Here is a 17,924-nt window from a genome sequence, read left to right as displayed (position 1 = left end):
CCGTGCGCCGGTCCCGCCGCGCGTCCGGGCCGCGGGCGAGGCGGGCAGGCTGACAGTCCGGCAGGCGGGCAGAGATGCGGCGTTCAGTAGGTGGCCAGGGAAATGGCGATGTAGTGCGCGGCGAAGGCTGCCACGGTCAACGCGTGGAACACCTCGTGGAAGCCGAACCAGCGGGGTGAGGGGTCCGGCCGTTGGAGGGCGTAGACGACCGCGCCCGCGCTGTACAGGAGACCGCCGGCCACGATCAGGGTGAGAACAGCTACCCCGCCGGCGTGGAGGAAGTCGGGCAGGTAGCGCACCGGTGCCCAGCCCAGGGCCAGGTAGCACGGGGTGTACAGCCAGCGCGGGGCTCCGACCCACAGGACCCGGAACGCGATGCCGGCCACCGCGCCCGTCCACACGATCCACAGCAGCACGGATCGCTGGTCCTTCGGGAGGAGGAGTACGGCAAGGGGGGTGCAGGTGCCGGCGATGATCAGGAAGATGTTGGCGTGGTCGAGACGTCGCAGAAGGGCCTCGCCGAGCGGCCCCCAGGTGCCGCGGTGGTAGATGGCACTTGTTGCGAACAGCAGCCAGGCGGTGACCGAGTACACGGCGCAGGCCAAGGCCGCCTGCGGGGTACGAGCCAGGCAGATAAGCACGACACCTGCGACCAACGCCGCGGGGACCATCCCGGCATGGAGCCAGCCGCGCAGCCTCGGCTTGAACGGTTCCACCAGATCGGCCGCCCGCTCCACCAGAGCGGCAACCGTGTGGGCGGCCTCTCCCGCACCGTCACTTTGTGGTCCGCAGGGTGGACCGGCTTCGCGCCGCTCTCCACGCTCTGAAGCGACGTGCACACGCTCGATCTCAGCGGTGCCACGCGACATGGTTTCCCGTCCTCCCCCGGACTCCCGGGCGCCCCTGGCAAACATGTGCTCATGCTAGGAGATCTCACAGGACCGCCTTCGAGGGGCTGGTCCGAAACACAGGCGCCGCCTCGGCCGGGCGTGGACTCTCTCACGGCGGACGGACGCGGCTGTGGCTCCCAGGTCCCATCAATTGGGCCGCCCAAAGCCGAGTAGAGCCGCTGGTCCTGGGGAACGATCAGGGCTTCCGAACGGGCATCTCTGCTCGCCTACCCGCAAGGATCGCCGATGCTTCCTGAGGTCCGCCCTCACGTGTCCGCCCCGCTCGTAAACCAGTTGGAACACCAATTGGGCCTCGCTTCCGACCTCGAAGCCCGGCATCTCGATGTGGAGCGCGTCGCCGGCATCGCGGTCGTCGCAGCCGCCCACTCCGGTGCGTACGCGTCCATCGGCCATCTCCTCGGGCTGCTGGCCGCGCTCCCTGCTCCCACCGAGGCAGGCGAACACTTCTGGTCCAACCTGTGGAGGTCCTCGGGCACCGCCTACCTGCTACCCGCCAACATCAAAGCCGAGGTACTGCAAGCCCTGACAGGCGAAGGAACCGCCCTGGCCCGTCAGATCCTCTCGGCTGTCGACGAGATGACCCCGCCCCAACGCGCCGCGGCCGGGGAGGTGATCGGTCAAGCCCTCGCCGAGTCCGACCATCTCCCCGACCTCAAAACACAGGTCATCGGAGAACTGTGGCTCCGCGATCTCGAACTCACCGCCTGGCACGTCCTGCACGCAGACCGCAGGTCGGACGACCCCGCCGGACGGAAAGCCTTCCTCGAAGCCTGGACAAGCGTCTGAACTCTGCTCCTCCAAACCGCACGACAGCCGCACCAGGCATGCGGCGCCCCAGCCGCCACGCCGCGCGCAGCCACGACCTCGCATCCCCTGCTCCTCCGGCCCGGTGCCCCTACCCCTTGCGAGCCAGACCCTGGTCGTCGACGACCAGCACGCCGGCGACCAGGGCCGGAGCGTCGTCGCTTCCAGCCTCGGCTACGGTTGAAACGCCCTCAGTCGACGGCGACATCCAGGCACTCCCGGCCGAGGTGGCGCCGTCCCCGGCTGCACCTCGGGTCACGCAGCCCTGGCCGCGCGATCCTGATCCCGTCCATGGCAGGCCCTCTCCCCACCCGGGAGAGGGGGCCCGCTGTCCGGCCGACAGCACTGCCCGCACGGGCGACGGCAGCTACCGGACGCGGCCAGGTCTCAAGCCGTCCAGTCGATGTACGCCTCCCGCAACATGCGCAAGGCGGAGGTGACCGCCCGTACGGCACCTTCTCGATGCGCTTCCCCTCCAGCTCCATGCCGTGCCGCTTCGCACAATTGACGACCCGCCGCCATTCCGCGATCTCCTCATCATCGGCATGGGCGAAGCGGATGTGCCCTTCAGCGAGGAGCCGTTCGACCAACTCACGAGCTTTCGCCCGCCGTGCGCGGGCAACGGGACGCTCGCCGTACGACGCCGAAGACTCCACGTGCGCGGACGGCTCACCGCGGTCGGCAGACTCCGCGTCGCCAGGATGGCGGCCATGACGGACGTAGAACCGGCCTGCCTCCGTGACCTCGGCACGAGCAGCGCCGCCGCCCTTGTCCACCGTCAAAAGCCCACGGTCACGCAGGGCATACACCGAGCGCCAATCGCCCGGCGTCCAGGCTCCGGACTCCTCACCGGTCGCGAGCCGCTCAAGCAGCTCGCGCTGCCGTTCGTTCGGAGCAGGCCGTCGTTCCACAGCCTCCAGCCCACACCACATAGGCACGCCCTGTATAGACGCGAAAGGGCGGCTCCCTGCCGTGGGAGTCCCCCCTCGGACTGCTCTGGGACTTCCGGCTGCATCCCCGAGAGCGTCACCAGCCCTCAACACCCCACCGACAGTCGCACAGAGCTAGGGTCTGACGTGCCCAAAAGCCGCCTGACACACCATCAGAACGAGCGTCAAATGAGCGTCACGAGCGTCATTTCAGCGTCAAGATATCGCCCGTAACGCCCACACTGCACATAATGCGCACGGAAAAAACCGCAGGTCAGGCTCCCTTTGCGGCGGGTTCAAGGATGGCGACGCACTCCACGTGATGCGCCATGGGAAAGATGTCGGTCTGAGCGGGTCCCAGAAAAGCCCTGGTCAGAGCCGGTTTCTCGGCTCATCGTCCTTCGTGCAGACGCCCAGAGCGTCAAACGAGCGTCAAGGCCGAGAGTCCGTCCTGCTGAGGGCTGAGCAGACTGAGGCAACCAGCTCACCCGGGGATCCGCCCCCGCTCGCTCCGGACGCCGGCTCGCACATCATGACCCCCGCAACGTCTCCGGCGGCGACAATGGAGTCATGCCCTCCAGCCCACAGCACCCCTCACCCACCCGAGGGACGTCTCGGGCGCGGACGCCGAGGACCTCGCGCTGTACCGGGAGAAGTTCCGACGGCGTCTGCCGGAGGCGCTGCTTCTCGATATGTGGCCCGTGCTGCGCATCCTCGTCGGTCGCACCGTGCGCACCGTATGGGAGGACTCCTTCCCGCAGCTCGCCTCCCGCACCCGGGCAGCCGCGTGACGGACATGCCGGAGTCGCACGCACGGCTCCTGACGGACGTGATCGCCCTCTACGGTTCGCCTACTGCGCCAAGGGCGGCACGGAGGCGTGGAACCTGTTCGGGCTGGAGTGGCGGCCGCTCACGAGGCACCCTCTCTGACCTTTCCGGTGGTGGTCATGACCGGGCCGGCTTTACGAGGCGCGGGTCCAGGCCGTACTGCTCATGGGCGCCGAGGTTCTCGCGCAGGGTGGGGCCTTCGTAGTCGTCGTGGAACAGGCCGCGTTCCTGCAGGATCGGGACGACCTGGTCGACGAAGGCGTCGAAGCCGTCGTGGTAGCTGTCGATGGCGATCGAGAAGCCGTCGCAGGCACCTGCCTCGAACCACTGCTGCATGTGGTCGGCGACGTCGGCGGCGGTGCCGGCGACCACCGGGTGGTAGTCGATGACGCCGTGGGCGAGCACGTCGCGCAAAGTCCAGCCTTCCCGGGCCACTTCGAGGGCGCGGGCGGAGCGTGGGTCGTGCGGGCTGGGTATGGCGTCGGCGAGCTGGGGCGCGGTCAAGGGCTCGTCGAGCTGGCCGGGGCCGAGCGGCAGGCCGATCATGGTGCCGAGGTAGCGGACGCGTTGGTTCAGGTCGACGACCTCGTCCAGGAAGCGGCGCCTTTCCAGGGCGGCCTGGCGGGAGGGGGCGATGGTCGGCATGAAGCCGGCGAGCATCTTCACCTCGTCCGGGTCGCGTCCGGCGCGCTCGGCGGCGTCCCGCAGGGCCAGGCGCTGGGCCCGGGCGTCCTCGATGGTGTACGGATTGGCGTAGACGCCGCTGGCGTAACGGCCCGCGAGCTCCAGGCCGTAACTGCCTCCACCCGCCTGGAAGATGACCGGCTGACCCTGCTCGGACGGCGGGATGGGCAGCGGGCCACGGGAGGCGACGTGCTTGCCCTGCAGGTTGACCGGCTGGATCTTGTCCATGTCGGCGAACCGCTTGCCGTCGACGTCGAGCAGCCAGGCGTCCTTCTCCCAGCTGCCCCACAGTGCCTGCACGATCTGGATGACCTCGTGGGCACGCTCGTACTTCTCCGCGCGCGGCGGGATCGTCGCGCCGAAGTTCGCCGCGGCGGCGGGGTCGGAGGTGGTCACCGCGTTCCATCCGGCCCGGCCGTGGCTGATCACGTCCAGGGCCTTGAACTGGCGGGCGAGGTTGTAGGGCTCGGTGAACGTGGTGGAGGCGGTGGTCACCAGGCCGATCCGCTCGGTCTCGCGCGCGAGGACGGTCAGGATCAGCAGCGGGTCGATCATGTGGTGCGGGGAGTGGTGGTCGAGGTCGACGTCCAGGACCGGGGTGTCCGCGATGAACAGCAGCTGGATCTTGCCGCGTTCGGCGGCCTGCGCGTAACGCACGAACTGGTCCATGTCGGTGTAGCTGTTCAGGTTCGCGCCCGGCAGCCGCCAGGCCCCGGGTGCGGCCCCGTATCCGCCGCTGAACTGCATGCCCAGGACCACCTGTCGGCTTGTCACGGTTACTTCTCCAGGATGAGCGATGGAAAGGGGAGAACACCTCCACTTGCTTTCTCGAGCACTTGCTTTCTCGAGGGCGGAGGCATCTTCGGGGTTGTCAAAGGCCGTGCCGTGCCCGGGTTTGGGGCCGAGTGTCGGCCCCAAACCCGGGCACGGCACCGGATGGTTCTGCGGGCGGAGGAGCTACCGGCCTGTCGAGGACTCCGGGTGTGTCGTGGAGGACCACGCTCCGCTGCAGCGGAACCCGCTCCGTGCGGAGCGTGTTCACCGGCGCCGCCGGGTCGGCCATGCCGAAGGAGATGCCGAACAGCAGCTTGAGCTCCGCGGGGACACCCAGGAACTCGCGGACGGTGTCGGCGTAGACGCCGAGTACGGTCTGCGGGATGCCGGCCAGTCCCCGGGCCGCCAGCGAGAGCAGGAAGTTCTGCGCGTACATGCCGATGTCGCCGGCCGTCCGTACCCCGTCGCCGAGTGCCGGCATGAACAGGAAGGCGGCGTGGGGTGCGCCGTAGAACTCCAGGTTCTCGCGGACCGCCGCCCTCCTGCCGTCCGGGTCCGAGCGCTCGACGCCCCGGGCCCGGTAGACACTCGCGCCCAGGGCCCGCGACCGCTCGAGGTAGAGGCCGTCGCCGTAGCCGTCGGTGAAGTCCGGGGAGGTCCGCCCGTCCTCCTCAGCCAGGAGCAGCTCGTTGGCCAGGGCGTCCCGCGCCGCGCCCGAGACGACGTGCACTGACCACGGCTGGGTGTTGCTGTTCGAGGGCGCCGTCTGCGCGTCTTCCAACACGGCGTAGATGTCCGCAGGGGACAGGGTGGTGGGCAGGAACTGCCGGGGAGAGCGTCGAGAGCGTGCGATCTCGGTGAAGGCTGATGTGGTGCCGGGCAAGGCGGTTCCTCTCCATGGCGCGCAGTCGCCGCCACGGCGGCCGCGGCACAGCGCAGTACGGCAGGCCATGCGAGGTGGCAACCGAAGTGAGGGCCGGACGCGAGATGCACTCTTGCGGATACCTGCAGGCTTGCGGATGTTCGCAGGCAGCGGGGTGCCGAGGCTGCAGCGTGGGGGACTGTGCGCTCTTCGTCTTCGTCTTTGTGGGTTCGTGACGCCCAGTGCTGCCGCCCTCGTGCCGTTGGGTGCACGAGTGCCGCGTCGGGTGTCTCAGCGGTGGGCGGCGCGGTTCATCTCGACGACGTCGTCGACGGTGGGGTTGGTACCGAGGGCTGCGATGCGTTCCGGGAGGCTGTCGCGGATGGCCGCATCCTTGGCGCGGTCGGCCGCGGCCAGGGCTGCGGGCAGTTCGTCGAGGGTCAGTTCGGTGCAGTAGGCGGGGCTGTTCGGCTGCTGGCGCCAGGAGTCTGCCAGCGTGCCGGCGTCGTAGGGGTCGAAGCCGGTGTCGTCCACCAGGCTCATGGCCACCTTCCGCGCCTCCTCGGAGTCGCCGGCGACGGGGATGGCGAGGCGGCCGGGCGTTCCGGCCGGAACGCCCTTGGTGCGCTGGGTTTCTGCCAGGGCGGCGTTCCACGCCTTGACCACGGGGCGGCTGAGTAGCTCGGCGGTGTACACGCTCTCCACCTGGCCGTTGTCCACCGCCTCGATCGGCTCGCTGAGCATGCCGGGGTAGTAGTTCGAGGTGTCGATGACCACCGTCTCGTCGGGCACCGACGCGAACAGGTTCGTCAGCTGGCCCGCCACCCCGAACGGGATCGACAGGACGATGACGTCCCGGCCCTGGACGGCGTCGGCGAGGTCCGCCGCGCGGGCTCCGGACTCCAGCACCTCCGCCCGGACGGCCTCGGGGCCGCGGGCGTCGGCCACCTGGACGTCGTGACCGGCCGTTCTGAGCTTGGCAGCGAGGTTCCCGCCGATGGCGCCGGCGCCTATGACAGTAATTTTCATGATTTGTCCCTTCAGAGGTTGCGCTGCCCCTGAGGGCAGCGCGATGTGATGGCCGGGTCGCGGTGCCGCCTGGCGTTGCGGGGGCCGGGGCGGGGTGCCCGGCGGTTTACGCCTGGGTGTCCTGTTGGCGGTAGCCGCTCGCGATGAGCGTGCGGAGCCGGTCGAGCGACTCCTTTTCGGCGCCGTTGCCTTTGATCCAGGCGATGGAGCAGGAGGCGAGGAATAGGTCGTTACCCCGCACCGACGCGCGCACGCGCCCCGCGAGCTGCGCGGCTCGCACGTACTGGTCGGTGGCGGAGATGAGGATGTCGCAGGGAATCGTCAGCGGGTTGTCTGGCTCCTGCGCCCGGGCCGCGGCCATGAGCGGGTCCGGCAGCCCGCTGAAGGCGCTGAAGTACTCCTCCATCGCCCGCAGCCACTGCTCCAGCGCCTCGGCCGGGTCGCCGAGCCGATCGATGTCCGCCTGGCGGGCCACCAGCTCCTCGGAGCGCGTCTGCAACACGGCCGCCAGCAGCGCCTCCCGGGTCGGGAAGTGCCGGTACAGGGTGCCGGGCCCGACGCCCGCCTCCTTGGCCACCGCCTCCAGGGAAGTGCCGACCCCGTACTGCAGGAAGTGACGCTGCGCGGTCTCCAGGAGGGCCGTGCGGTTGCGCTGGACGTCCGCGCGGGGCTTACGCCCCCGCTGCTCACCGGCACTCATGCACCCTCCTGCCTGTCCTGATCCTGCGGCCGCATCAAAACGGATGCTGCCTCCGTACTTAGTCGAGAGTAAAACGGAGGCAGCGTCCGGTCAAACCGGCGGCCTGGGCGCGGAGCCCGGACATCGCAGGGTGCCAACATATTTGGCCGTAGATCGCAGGACAGAAGGGGTGCGGGCTGCACCGTTCCAGCGTGCCCTTGTCCGGCCCCTCCCGCGCCGAGCCCGGCCCGGTACCCGGTCCAGGACGTCAGGGGGTGAGCTGCTGGTGTCCGATGACGGAGAGCAGTTCGAGTTTGCTGTGGCTCTCGGTGCCGGGGCGGGTGGTCAGCACCACCAGGGTCTGGGCGCGGTTCTCGGTGTAAAGGAGCTGGGCGTCGACGTCGATGCGGCCGAGTTCGGGATGCAGGATGGTCTTGCAGTCGCCGTAGCGGGCGACCTCCTGAAGTTCCCACATGCGGACGAACTCGGGGCTGTGCTCCTGGAGTTCGGCGAGGATCCGGGCGGCTCGGGGGGTGTCGCTGCCCGCTGTCAGCGCGGCCCGCAGACGTGCCGCCTGGGCACGGCCGTGGCTTTCGTGGGTCTCCTCGGGATACACCAGACGTTCGGCCGGGTCCATGAACCAGCGGTAGTAGCCGCTACTGGCAAGCCCGGTGTGGCGGGTCTGGTCGCCGAGCAGTGCCACGGCCAAGGGGTTCATGGCGAGGGTGTCGACCAGGTCGGTCGTTACCAGGGCCGGGGTGTCGTCCAGGCGGTCCAGGACCCGCATCAGCGTCGGGCTGACATGCTCCGAGCGCAGGAAGCGGGCCGGGGCGTTGTGGCCGAGGAGGACGAAGAGATGGTCGCGTTCGTCCAGGGTCAGCCGCAGCGCCCGGGCGAGAGCCGCGGTGATCTGGACAGAGGGCTGCGGAGCACGCTGCTGCTCCAGCCGGGCGTAGTAGTCGGTGGACATGCCGGCGAGCTGGGCGACCTCCTCGCGGCGCAGTCCCTGGGTACGCCGGCGCGGCCCCTCGACCAGCCCGACGTCGCGGGGCCGCAGCGCCTCACGCTTGTGGCGCAGGAATTCCGCCAGTTCCTTCTTGTCCATGCCGCCCATCCTCGCCGCAACCCGCCCGGCTATCCAGAGACCACCGATCCATGGCTGAGCCCACCTCTCCCACCCGCGCGAAGCCGCTCGTATGGCTGACTGGCCGACGCGAGGGCGCGCGGCGAGACGACCCGATGATCAGCTACCCCTGCATGACCCGCTGGGCGATTCGCCGGCTGTCGGCGCTGCGCCGCTTTGGACCCAACGCTTTGACCGGCCCCTGCCCCGGGCCTCGTCGCCCGGCCCGTCTGACACGACGATGTTCGCCGTGTCAGACGGGCTCTCGCGTGCCCCTCGGCTCAGGACGCAGCCGGTCGTCTCCGTTGCGACGACCGGGGCGGAGCCGAAGGCGCTTCCTTACCGCTCCGCGTCTTCGGCGAGGAGCTCCCAGAGGCGGTCCAGCTCGCGTTCGTCCATGATGCGGCCCGACAGGACCCGCCCGCGTGCTGTTGTTCCGCGCCTGCCACAGGTCGGTCAGCTGCCGCTGATCATGGCGAGGACGTCGTCGTAGGAGCCGTTGGCCTGCGCGTCGCGGATGAACCTGGCGCGCTCGACGACAATCTCCTTCGCGTCGGGCTTCTCGCGCAGCAGGTCGAGAGCCTCGGTGAGGAAGTCGTCCAACGGCATGGACTGATCGTTGTCCTGCTGGCCCATCAGGGTCGTGCGTACAGCCGGCGGGACCACCTCGATCACCTGGACGCCGGAGTCAGCACCGGCGAGCTGGATGCGGAGGCTCTCGGAGAAGGAGTGCAGCGCGGCCTTGGTCGCGCTGTAGGTCGGTGTGAACGGGAGCGGTACGAACGCCAGCGCGGAGGTGACGTTCATGACGACCGCGTCGTCCTTGCCCACCAGCAGCGGCAGGAAGGCGTACGTCATCCGGATCGTGCCGAGCAGATTGGTCGCGATGTGATCCTCGGCGGCCTGGAGTCCGGCCGGGTCGAGGACGCTCTCCAGCAGCTGAATGCCGGCGTTGTTGACCAGGACGTTCAGCCCTGGGTGGCTCGCCGCCACGGTCTCGCGGGCCCGGGCGATCGAGTCGGGGTCGGCGACGTCGAGGACGAGCGCGTCGATGCCCGGGTGCTCGGCCGTGATCTCGTCGAGGAGTTCCTTGCGCCGTCCGGCGACGATCACCTTGTTGCCGGCCTCGTGCAGCCGCAGGGCCAGACCGAGGCCGATGCCCGAGGTTCCGCCGGTGATCAGGATCGTGTTGCCGGTGATCTTCATGGGGTCTTGCTCCTTCGGTACGGCGGGCCGGTGAGCGCCCGCAGCCTCGACCGTAGGAGCGTCCGCGCAGGGGCGGGAGAGGAAGGTTTGTCCATGGATCGGCGGTCTCTGCCTCGTGAACCGAACGCCGCCCGTCGGGCTGGGTCCTGCAGAAGCCGACGGCGGGCCGCGGTCCCGGCCGAGGCGTCGTCCACGCCGCCGCCTGCGCGCAAGCACTCGCCGGGGCATCGCTGCTGACGCTGGATCAGGCGCTGGACGCCGCGGAGCATCCCGGTACCCCGCTGTGCTCCGCGGCGTCCAGCGCCTGCGCCACCGTCCGCATCCCTTACTACGGCCACCGTGAACTTCCGGAGCGCTACCAGCGATACAACCGCGACCACGCCCGTCTCCGCGCTCCAGGCGAAGGCGCCTTCGCCCGCCTCAAGTCCTGGCGACTCGATGGTGGCCGTGCTGGGGAGGATCGTCGGTCCATGGATATGTGATCCTCTCCCGCCCCCGCCGATACACCCCCATAGTCGAGACTGCCGGGCGCCCGGCCTCTGCGGCGAAGGAGGGAATCGCCGAGGTCAACGGCGCCTACGACCAGGTGCTGGCCATGCTGAGCGGCGCCAAGACCTGATCCAGCAACGCACAACATGGAGAGCCGAACGTGAAACCCACGACTGAAGACACCGTCGAAATCAGCAGGGCCCTGGCGCTGTGGGCGCACATCATGGACGACCACGCACTGGACCGTCTCGGCGAATGCCTCACCGAAGACGCGGTGTGGGACGGCAGCGTCTTCGGCGGCGACCCGGTCGTCGGGCTGGACGCGATCGCGGCCTTCATGAACGCCCCCGGACACGCGAAAGCCCACCACACGACGAACATCGTCGTGTCGGAGGGCCCGGGCGACGAGGTGCGGGCCCGATCCAAAGGTCTGAGCCTGCTGGAGGGCGGCGGTGTCGCCAGCGTCGTCTACGACGACGACCTGCGACGCACCGATGACGGCTGGCGCATTTCCCGGCGGGTCATCCATCTCACGTGGCCACGTCGCCGCTAGGAGGCCGCTGATATCGCCGTTCCCGGGGCTGGACTTGAGGCCGTCGGCGGGGTGCTCGGGCGTTGAGGACAGCCGGAGCGTCGTGCAGGGCAACACCCTGCTGGAGTGGAATTCGCCCCACGCCTCGATCGTCTCCGGGCCGCGCGAATTAGCCGCCTTTACCTCGTGCCCGGCCGCGCTCAACCGCCTGGTCAACGTCTTGCCGATGTTCCCGGTGCCGAGAATGCCGATCTTCATGGTGAAACTCCTTGTCCGAAACGGAACCCCGGTTTCGGTGACCGGGGTTCCCGGACTTGGTCCCTGCGGCGCGACCGGGGCTGCGGCCGACCGCAGATGGGTGATGACGGCCTTGCCGAAGTGAGCGCCGCTCTTCGTGTTCGCCGTGTGTGTTCGCGGCGTGCCGGCGCTGCCGCCCTCGTGCCATTGGGTGCACGAGTGCCGCGTCGGGTGTCTCAGCGGTGGGCGGCGCGGTCCATCTCGACGACGTCGTCGACGGTGGGGTTGGCCGGGAGGGCGGCGAAGCGTTCCGGAAGGCTGTCGCGGACGGCCGCGTCCTTGGCCAGGGCCGAAGGCAGCTCGTCGAGGGTCAGTTCGGTGCAGTAGACGGGGCTGTTCGGCTGCTGGCGCCAGGAATCTGCCAGCGTGCCGGCGTCGTAGGGATCGAAGCCGGTGTCGTCCACCAGGCTCATGGCCACCTTCCGCGCCTCCTCGGAGTCGCCGGCGACGGGGATGACGAGGCGGCCGGGCGTTCCCGCCGGAACGCCCCAGGTGCGCTCAGGAGGGCCGCGCGGTTGCGCTGGACGTCCGCGCGGGCTTGCGTCTCCGCTGTTCACCAGCGCTCATGCGCCCTCCTGCCTGCAGCGATCCTGCGGTCGCATCAAAACGGATGGTGCCTCCGTATACCTGAGAGAGTAAAACGGAGGCGGCATCCGGTCAAACCGGCGGCCCGACCACGGAGCAAGACAGCCCAGGGAGCCCACCGGTCTGGTCGCAGGGCGCAGGACAAGAGCCGTGCGGAAGTGGTTGTGCGGGGTGCCGTGCCGCCGGTGCCGACGACTTCCGGTGTCGCTGGACCGTGACCCGCATGCATCACCAGCGCCCCTGACCGGATTCGGCACATAGGTCTCCGACTTGTCCGGCCCCTCCAGCGCCGAGCCCGGCCCAAGTCCCCCGGCCCAGAACGTCAGGAAGTGAGCTGCTGGTGCCCTATGACGGAGAGCAGTTCGAGTTTGCTGTGGCTCTCGGTGCCGGGGCGAGTGGTCAGCACCACCAGGCTCTGGGCACGGTTCTCGGTGAACAGGACCTGAGCGTCGACGTCGATGCGGCCGAGTTCGGGATGAAGGATGGTCTTGCAGTCGTCGTAGCTCTGTGCGACCTCCTGAAGTTCCCACATGCGGACGAACTCGGGGCTGTGTTCCTGGAGTTCGGCGAGGATCCGGGCAGCTCGGGGGGTGTCGCTGCCGGCTGTCAGCGCGGCCCGCAGCCGTGCCGCCTGGGCACGGCCGTGGCGTTCGTGGGTCTTTTCGGGAACCATCAAACGTTCGGCCGGGTCCATGAACCAGCGGTAGTACCCGCTGCGGGCCAGACCGATGTGGCGGGTCTGGTCGCCAAGCAGCGCCACGGCCAAGGGGTTCATCGCGAGAGTGTCGAACAGATCGGTCTGCACCATGGCCGGGGAGTCGTCCAGACGGTCCAGGACCCGCATCAGCGTCGGGCTGACATGTTCGGAGCGATGGAAGCGAGCCGGGGCGTTGTGGCCGATGAGGACGAAGAGATGATCGCGCTCGTCCAGGGACAGCCGCAGCGCCCGGGCGAGAGCCGCGGTGATCTGGACGGACGGCTGCGGAGCACGCTGCTGTTCCAGCCGGGCGTAGTAGTCGGTGGACATGCCGGCGAGCTGCGCGACCTCCTCGCGGCGCAGTCCCTGGGTACGCCTGCGCGGCCCCTCGACCAGTCCGACGTCGCGGGGCCGCAGCGTCTCACGCCGGTGGCGCAGAAATTCCGCCAGTTCCTTCTTGTCCATACCCCCATCCTCGCCGTATCCCGGCCGCCTATCCAGAGACCGCCAATCCATGGCTGAGCACTCCTCTCCCACCCGCGCCAAGCCGCCCATGAGTGAGGCCGATGCCGAGGCCGCTCGCGGCAGGAAGACCCGATGAGCCCTTGACCTGCATGACCCGCTGGGAAATGCGCTGGCCGTCGGCGGCACGCCGCAGGCCACCGGTATGGAAGGCGGCCTGCGGCGACGGTCCCCCGTCGACGGCGCCCGACGCTTTGGGAACGGCCGCGGACCTCGCGGCCGGGCTGGCGGACGACGATGTGCGCCGTGTCGGCCAGGCGCTCGCATTCCCGACGGCACTCAGGACGGAGCCGGGGCGCCGGCCGTGCGACGAGTGTGGCGACGCCGAAGACGCTTCCTCACCGTTCTGCGCCTTCGGTGAGGCCCTCCCCCGGGGCGTTCCAGCTCGCGTTCGTCCATGATGTGGCCCAACAGGACCTGCCCGCTTGCTGTTGTTCCGCGTCGGTCACTACAGGTCGGTCAGCTGCTGGCGATCATGGCGAGGACATCGTCGTAGGAGCCGGTGGCCACCGCGTCGCGGATGAACCTCGCGCGCTCGACGACGATCTCCTTCGCGTCGGGGTTCTCGCGCAGCAGGTCGAGAGCCTCGGTGAGGAAGTCGTCCAACGGCATGGCGTGTTCGCTGTCCTGCTGGCCCAGCAGGGTCGTGCGCACGCCCGGCGGGACCACCTCGATCACCTGGACGCCGGAGTCAGCACCGGCGAGCTGGATGCGGAGGCTCTCGGAGAAGGAGTGCAGCGCGGCCTTCGTCGCGCCGTAGGTCGGGGTGCTCTGATACGGGACGAACGCCAGCGCCGAGGTGACGTTCATGACGACCGCGTCGTCCTTGCCCACCAGCAGCGGCAGGAAGGCGTACGTCATCCGGATCGTGCCGAGCAGGTTGACGGTGACGTGGTCCTCGGCGACCGGGAGTCCGGCCGGGTCGAGGAGGTTCTCCCGCAGCATGATGCCGGCGTTGTTGACCAGGACGTTCAGCCCTGGGTGGCTCGCCGCCACGGTCTCACGGGCCCGGGCGATCGAATCGGGGTCCGCCACATCGAGGACGAGCGCGTCGATGCCCGGGTGCTCGGCCGTGATCTCGTCGAGGAGTTCCTTGCGCCGGCCGGCGACGATCACCTTGTTGCCGGCCTCGTGCAGCCGCAGGGCCAGACCGAGGCCGATGCCCGAGGTTCCGCCGGTGATCAGGATCGTGTTGCCGGTGATCTTCATGGGGGTCTTGCTCCTTCGGTACGGCGGGCCGGTGAGCGCCCGCAGCCTCGACCGTAGGGGCGCCCGCGCAGGGGCGGGAGAGGACGGCTTGTCCATGGATCGGCGGTCCCTGGCTGAGCCGTGGAAGGCGCCCCTGCCGGTCAGCTCCCCCAGACCGGGCGCAGGGAGCCGCCGGTCGGAGACCCCGGTGGCCAGGATCACAGTCTGTGCGGTAACGGCGGATCCGTCGTTGGACCGCAGCACCCGCGCGGGACATGGCCGGCTCCAGCGTCCGCGAGCCTGCGCGGCAGCACCGGATACGAACTCGTCACTCGCATCCATGCAGGTCAGCGGCATCTTTCTGTCGTCGGGACGCCAGCTCACCCAATCCCGCTGAACAGCCGGGGTCGGCCCAGGGAGCGGGCAATCACGGACGGTCCTGTGGTCTTCCCTGCGGCCCGATGCTGGTGGTGGTCGGACGACGGTCTGCACCGTGCTCCGGTTCTGGACCTCGCTGCGCGGCATACGGGCATGAGCATCGTGTGGTCGCCGATGAGAAAGCGGTTGGGGCTGCTGGACAGCAACGCGGGCTGCCGGGCCGCCTGCCCCGTACCCAGCGTCGGCGAGACGAAGAGGTGACGAGCGCGTCCGCCGACGGTGCAGCACCCGACCACCGTCGCTCCGTACGCGAGGGTCCATGCGCGATCTCGGTCGCCTGGTGACCGTTCGGCGGTGAGCGGTCAGTGGTCAGCGGTCAGCGGCTCGGCTCGGCTCGTAGGTGAGTTGCTTGACATGGCGCAGGGTCAAGGCGGTTTCCACGGCCTGCACGCCGTCGAGGCCGCCGATCTTCTCGCTGAGGTAGGTGTAGAGCTCGCTGGTGCTCGAGGTGGCGACGGTGGCGACGAGGTTGGCCTGGCCAGTGGTGGCGCCGGCGAAGCGGACCTCGTGGTGTTCTGCCAGTTTCCGTCCGGCGGCGTCGAGTGCGGAGGGGGCGACGGTGAGCCAGAGCATCGCGCTGATGCCGTGTCCGAGGGATTCGCGGTCATGCTGCACTTTGAAGTAGAGGATGCCCGTGGAGCGCAGACGCTCCAGGCGCCGCTTGACAGCGGACTCCGACAGGCCGGTGCTGGTCTGCAGTTCGCTGAAGGTTGCCCGGCCGTCGCGCCGTAGCACGGCGAGCAGCGCCTCGTCCGCTCCTTCGAGAGCGATGGGGGCGGCTACCGGTTCGCTGTACGGGAGACGCAGTGCCGCCTGCTGGTCGGGTTCGAGGGCTTGGGTCTTGTCGAGCCAGCCGAGGGGACCGCCGTAGAAGGTGTGCAGCAGGCAGTGGGCGCTGACCGAAATGATCTGAGGCGTGCGTTGCAGGCGGTCGAAGAGCAGTTCGTCGCGGTCCTGGCGGCTGCGGGCTCCCATGGCACACAGCACTTCGGTGCCGCCGGAGATGAGATCGACGTGTGAGGTGTCGGGGCGCCGGGCCAGGGCGTTGGCGAGTTGTTCGGCCACGTCGGGAGTACAGCGCAGCCGGACGATCCAGCTCTGGCGGCCCAGCAGGCTCTCGTCGGTCATGCCGACGATCCTGAGTCCGGCGGTGGTGCGCAGTTTGCGGAAGCGGCGGGCGATGGTCTGGTCGGACACTCCGAGGATCTCGGCGATACGGCTGAACGGCGCCCGCCCGTCCACCTGGAGCGCGTGCAGCAGCTTCAGATCAAGCGCGTCCGGCGAAGGGGACTGCATCGATGGCTCCTGTTTCGAGCGGGTTTTGTTCACGTCATGTCGTACGACAGCACTGTGTGGCCTGGGACCGGAAAGGTCCGGTCCCAGGCCACTGAGCGGCGCCGTGCCCGTCCCCACGGTCGGCGCCTGTACCGGCTGCAGCGGCTGTCCGCTCCTGCGCCGTGCCGGTACGTCTGGTGTCACCTCGGTGCGGGGCCGGCGCTCAGGAGGGGCGGCTGCCTGTGGCCGGTAGCGTCCCAGTGTCGGCGGTGGGCAGGTCGGGGGTGCGGGGCCCTTGGACGGAGGCAGCCGAACCTGTGGCTGATGGGGCGTCCTGCTGCGGCCGGCGCAGCAGGATGAATCCCACCGCGGCTGCCAGCAGGGTCAGGGCAGCCGAGGCGATCAGACAGAGCTGAAGACCGTCGATGAACGCCTGCGACAGGGCGCCGAGGACGTGCGGGGTGTCCGCGCCCAGGCGAAGCCTGCCGACCGCACTCAGCCCGTCGGCGTCGGCGGTCGCGGTGACGCGCCGGACCGTCGCCCCACTCAGCCCGGCGGCGGTGAGATGTCCGGGCAGAGCGTCCACGGCCCGCGAGGACAGCAGCGCGCCCAGGACAGCGGGTCCGAGAGCGGCGCCGAGCTGACGGAAGGCGTTGTTGGCGGCAGCGGCCATACCGGCCTGGTGGAACGGCACCGAACTGACGGCGGTCGCGGTCATCGGGGTCATGACGAACGACAAGCCCAGGCCGAGCAGGGCCAGCCGCCAGGCCACTGAACCGAACGAGGTGCCGACGTCGATCGTGGTCAGGGACAGCAGTGCGACCGCCGCGCCCAGCAGGCCGCCGGGGATCAGCACCCGAGGAGACACCCGGTGCACCAGGCGCCCCATGGGGACGCCGAGGACCATCGGCACTATGCACACCATCAGCAGCCGCCAGGCCGATTCGAGGGTGCTGAGCTGCTGGACCATGCCGAAGTAGAGGCTGAGGGCGAAGAAGAACCCGATGAGCCCGAGGAAACTGATCATGGCGATCAGTGCGGTGGCGGTGAAGGAGGGGCTGCGGAACAGTGTCAGGTCCAGCATCGGGCTGGAGCTGCGCCGCTCCACCAGGACGAAAGCGACCGATGCGACAGCGGCAGCGAACAGGGCGAGCATCACCTTGGTGTCGGTGAAGGAGTCGGCGCCGGCCTCGATGATCCCGTAGACCAGTGCGGTGATGGCCAGGGCAGAGGTGAACTGGCCGGGCCAGTCCAGTCGGCGTGCTCCCGGGGCACGGGAGTCGGTGAGCAGCTTCGTCGAGACGACCAGCGCGATCAGCGAGGCGGGGACGGGCAGCAGGTAGAGCCAGCGCCACGCGAAGTGGTCGAGGACCACGCCCGCGATGACGGGGCCGAATGCGAGGGCGGCCATCAGGAAGGTCGCCCACACGCCGATGAACTTCCCGCGCTCGCGCGGATCGGGAACGGCGTGGCTGATCAGGGCGAGGGTCGAGGGCAGCAGCGCGGCCGCGCCCAGACCGGCGAAGACCTGCCCGGCCCAGACGACCTCGATCGACTGGGCGCACAGGGCGATCAGGGCACCCAGACCGCTGAAGGCCAGGCCCGCCTGGAAGACCTTCTTGCGGCCGTGCACATCACCGAAGACGCCCGCGGTGAGGATGAGCGCGGCCATGGGCAGCACGAACGCGACACTCACCCAGGACAGCTGAGCGGTCGATGCGTCCAGCGCCTGCTGAATGGCGGGCAGGCTCGCCGAGACGGTGGTCACCGGCAGATAGGCGACGAACACGCCGACGCAGGCCATGACGAGTGTGGGCACCCGCCGGTCCTGCGGCGCATTCGCCGTGGTCGTGACGTTCACGAAAGACTCTCTCCCTCAGGCGCCAGGCGCTGTGATCGGCCGGCTTCCGCCGCAACGTTCCGCCCCGCCGGGGAGCCGAAGCCAGCCATGACCGCCGGATCCCGGAAAACCGACATCCGGGCCTTCGGTCCGGAGAAAGTCCGACAGCCGGATCGGCGTCGACGGTGAGGAACACCGGTTCGGGAACGGGGCTCCTCCTGGGCAGCCGTCA

Annotated in this window: 15 protein-coding genes and 3 pseudogenes; 5 read left to right on the top strand and 13 right to left on the bottom strand. The window is 69.4% G+C overall.

The features are described from left to right. Positions 1 to 83 precede the first annotated feature (83 nt). Positions 84 to 737, bottom strand: a complete 654-nt coding sequence (locus tag ABZT06_RS04295; protein ID WP_355734552.1) for a hemolysin III family protein — start codon at positions 735 to 737, stop codon at positions 84 to 86. A gap of 459 nt (positions 738 to 1,196) precedes the next feature. Here ABZT06_RS04295 and ABZT06_RS04290 point away from each other — a divergent pair, with 459 nt between their 5' ends. After that, positions 1,197 to 1,697, top strand: coding sequence for a hypothetical protein (locus ABZT06_RS04290; RefSeq protein WP_355734549.1), 501 nt, complete (start codon positions 1,197 to 1,199; stop codon positions 1,695 to 1,697). A 1,892-nt stretch (positions 1,698 to 3,589) separates the two neighbouring features. On the opposite strand, the gene ABZT06_RS04285 is transcribed toward ABZT06_RS04290, so the two are convergent. The 6 genes from ABZT06_RS04285 to ABZT06_RS04260 form a co-directional block, all read right to left on the bottom strand. Further along, a complete protein-coding gene (locus ABZT06_RS04285; RefSeq protein ID WP_355734546.1) occupies positions 3,590 to 4,930 on the bottom strand; it encodes an NtaA/DmoA family FMN-dependent monooxygenase in 1,341 nt (446 codons plus the stop codon). Positions 4,931 to 5,027: 97 nt separating this feature from the next. Then, a complete protein-coding gene (locus tag ABZT06_RS04280) occupies positions 5,028 to 5,813 on the bottom strand; it encodes a nitroreductase (protein ID WP_355734543.1) in 786 nt (261 codons plus the stop codon). A gap of 270 nt (positions 5,814 to 6,083) precedes the next feature. Further along, on the bottom strand, positions 6,084 to 6,821 hold the full coding sequence (locus tag ABZT06_RS04275; RefSeq protein WP_355734540.1) for an NAD(P)-binding domain-containing protein: 738 nt from the start codon (positions 6,819 to 6,821) through the stop codon (positions 6,084 to 6,086). A gap of 106 nt (positions 6,822 to 6,927) precedes the next feature. After that, positions 6,928 to 7,521 carry a TetR/AcrR family transcriptional regulator gene (locus tag ABZT06_RS04270; protein WP_355734537.1) on the bottom strand — a complete coding sequence of 198 codons (594 nt, stop codon included), beginning with the start codon at positions 7,519 to 7,521 and terminating at the stop codon, positions 6,928 to 6,930. Positions 7,522 to 7,768: 247 nt separating this feature from the next. After that, positions 7,769 to 8,605 carry a helix-turn-helix transcriptional regulator gene (locus ABZT06_RS04265; protein WP_355734534.1) on the bottom strand — a complete coding sequence of 279 codons (837 nt, stop codon included), beginning with the start codon at positions 8,603 to 8,605 and terminating at the stop codon, positions 7,769 to 7,771. A gap of 474 nt (positions 8,606 to 9,079) precedes the next feature. Further along, positions 9,080 to 9,829, bottom strand: coding sequence for an SDR family NAD(P)-dependent oxidoreductase (locus tag ABZT06_RS04260; RefSeq protein ID WP_355734531.1), 750 nt, complete (start codon positions 9,827 to 9,829; stop codon positions 9,080 to 9,082). Positions 9,830 to 9,975: 146 nt separating this feature from the next. On the opposite strand from ABZT06_RS04260, the pseudogene ABZT06_RS04255 reads away from it, so the two are divergent. From ABZT06_RS04255 to ABZT06_RS04240, 4 genes and pseudogenes are all read left to right on the top strand, one after another. After that, positions 9,976 to 10,107 (top strand): annotated as a pseudogene (locus ABZT06_RS04255) (DUF6233 domain-containing protein); the annotation flags it as partial. A 24-nt stretch (positions 10,108 to 10,131) separates the two neighbouring features. Beyond that, positions 10,132 to 10,266: pseudogene (locus tag ABZT06_RS04250) on the top strand (IS5/IS1182 family transposase); the annotation flags it as partial. A gap of 41 nt (positions 10,267 to 10,307) precedes the next feature. Beyond that, the gene (locus ABZT06_RS04245) at positions 10,308 to 10,448 is read left to right on the top strand and encodes a hypothetical protein (protein ID WP_355734528.1); all 141 of its coding nucleotides are present in this window, start codon (positions 10,308 to 10,310) and stop codon (positions 10,446 to 10,448) included. Between the two features lie 30 nt (positions 10,449 to 10,478). Next, positions 10,479 to 10,871, top strand: a complete 393-nt coding sequence (locus ABZT06_RS04240) for a nuclear transport factor 2 family protein (RefSeq protein ID WP_355734525.1) — start codon at positions 10,479 to 10,481, stop codon at positions 10,869 to 10,871. Between the two features lie 168 nt (positions 10,872 to 11,039). On the opposite strand, the pseudogene ABZT06_RS04235 reads toward ABZT06_RS04240, so the two are convergent. The 6 genes and pseudogenes from ABZT06_RS04235 to ABZT06_RS04210 all read right to left on the bottom strand — a co-directional run. Further along, positions 11,040 to 11,108: pseudogene (locus ABZT06_RS04235) on the bottom strand (NAD(P)-binding domain-containing protein); the annotation flags it as partial. Positions 11,109 to 11,323: 215 nt separating this feature from the next. Next, entirely contained in the window at positions 11,324 to 11,560 is a 237-nt protein-coding gene (locus ABZT06_RS04230; RefSeq protein ID WP_355734522.1) for a hypothetical protein, read from the bottom strand. A gap of 494 nt (positions 11,561 to 12,054) precedes the next feature. After that, positions 12,055 to 12,894 (bottom strand): helix-turn-helix transcriptional regulator, encoded by an 840-nt coding sequence (locus tag ABZT06_RS04225; RefSeq protein WP_355734518.1) that lies wholly within the window; start codon positions 12,892 to 12,894, stop codon positions 12,055 to 12,057. A gap of 516 nt (positions 12,895 to 13,410) precedes the next feature. After that, positions 13,411 to 14,160: an SDR family NAD(P)-dependent oxidoreductase gene (locus tag ABZT06_RS04220; protein WP_355734515.1), complete on the bottom strand. Its 750-nt coding sequence runs from the start codon at positions 14,158 to 14,160 to the stop codon at positions 13,411 to 13,413. Between the two features lie 726 nt (positions 14,161 to 14,886). After that, positions 14,887 to 15,873: an Lrp/AsnC family transcriptional regulator gene (locus tag ABZT06_RS04215; protein ID WP_355734512.1), complete on the bottom strand. Its 987-nt coding sequence runs from the start codon at positions 15,871 to 15,873 to the stop codon at positions 14,887 to 14,889. A gap of 202 nt (positions 15,874 to 16,075) precedes the next feature. Then, entirely contained in the window at positions 16,076 to 17,713 is a 1,638-nt protein-coding gene (locus tag ABZT06_RS04210) for an MFS transporter (protein WP_355734509.1), read from the bottom strand. Positions 17,714 to 17,924: the final 211 nt, after the last annotated feature.

Origin of the sequence: Streptomyces sp. NPDC005483, assembly GCF_040606035.1 — a bacterium.
Lineage (GTDB): Bacteria > Actinomycetota > Actinomycetes > Streptomycetales > Streptomycetaceae > Streptomyces.
The sequence above is the reverse complement of the archived record's forward strand: the minus strand, read 5'-3'. Positions and strand labels throughout refer to the sequence as shown.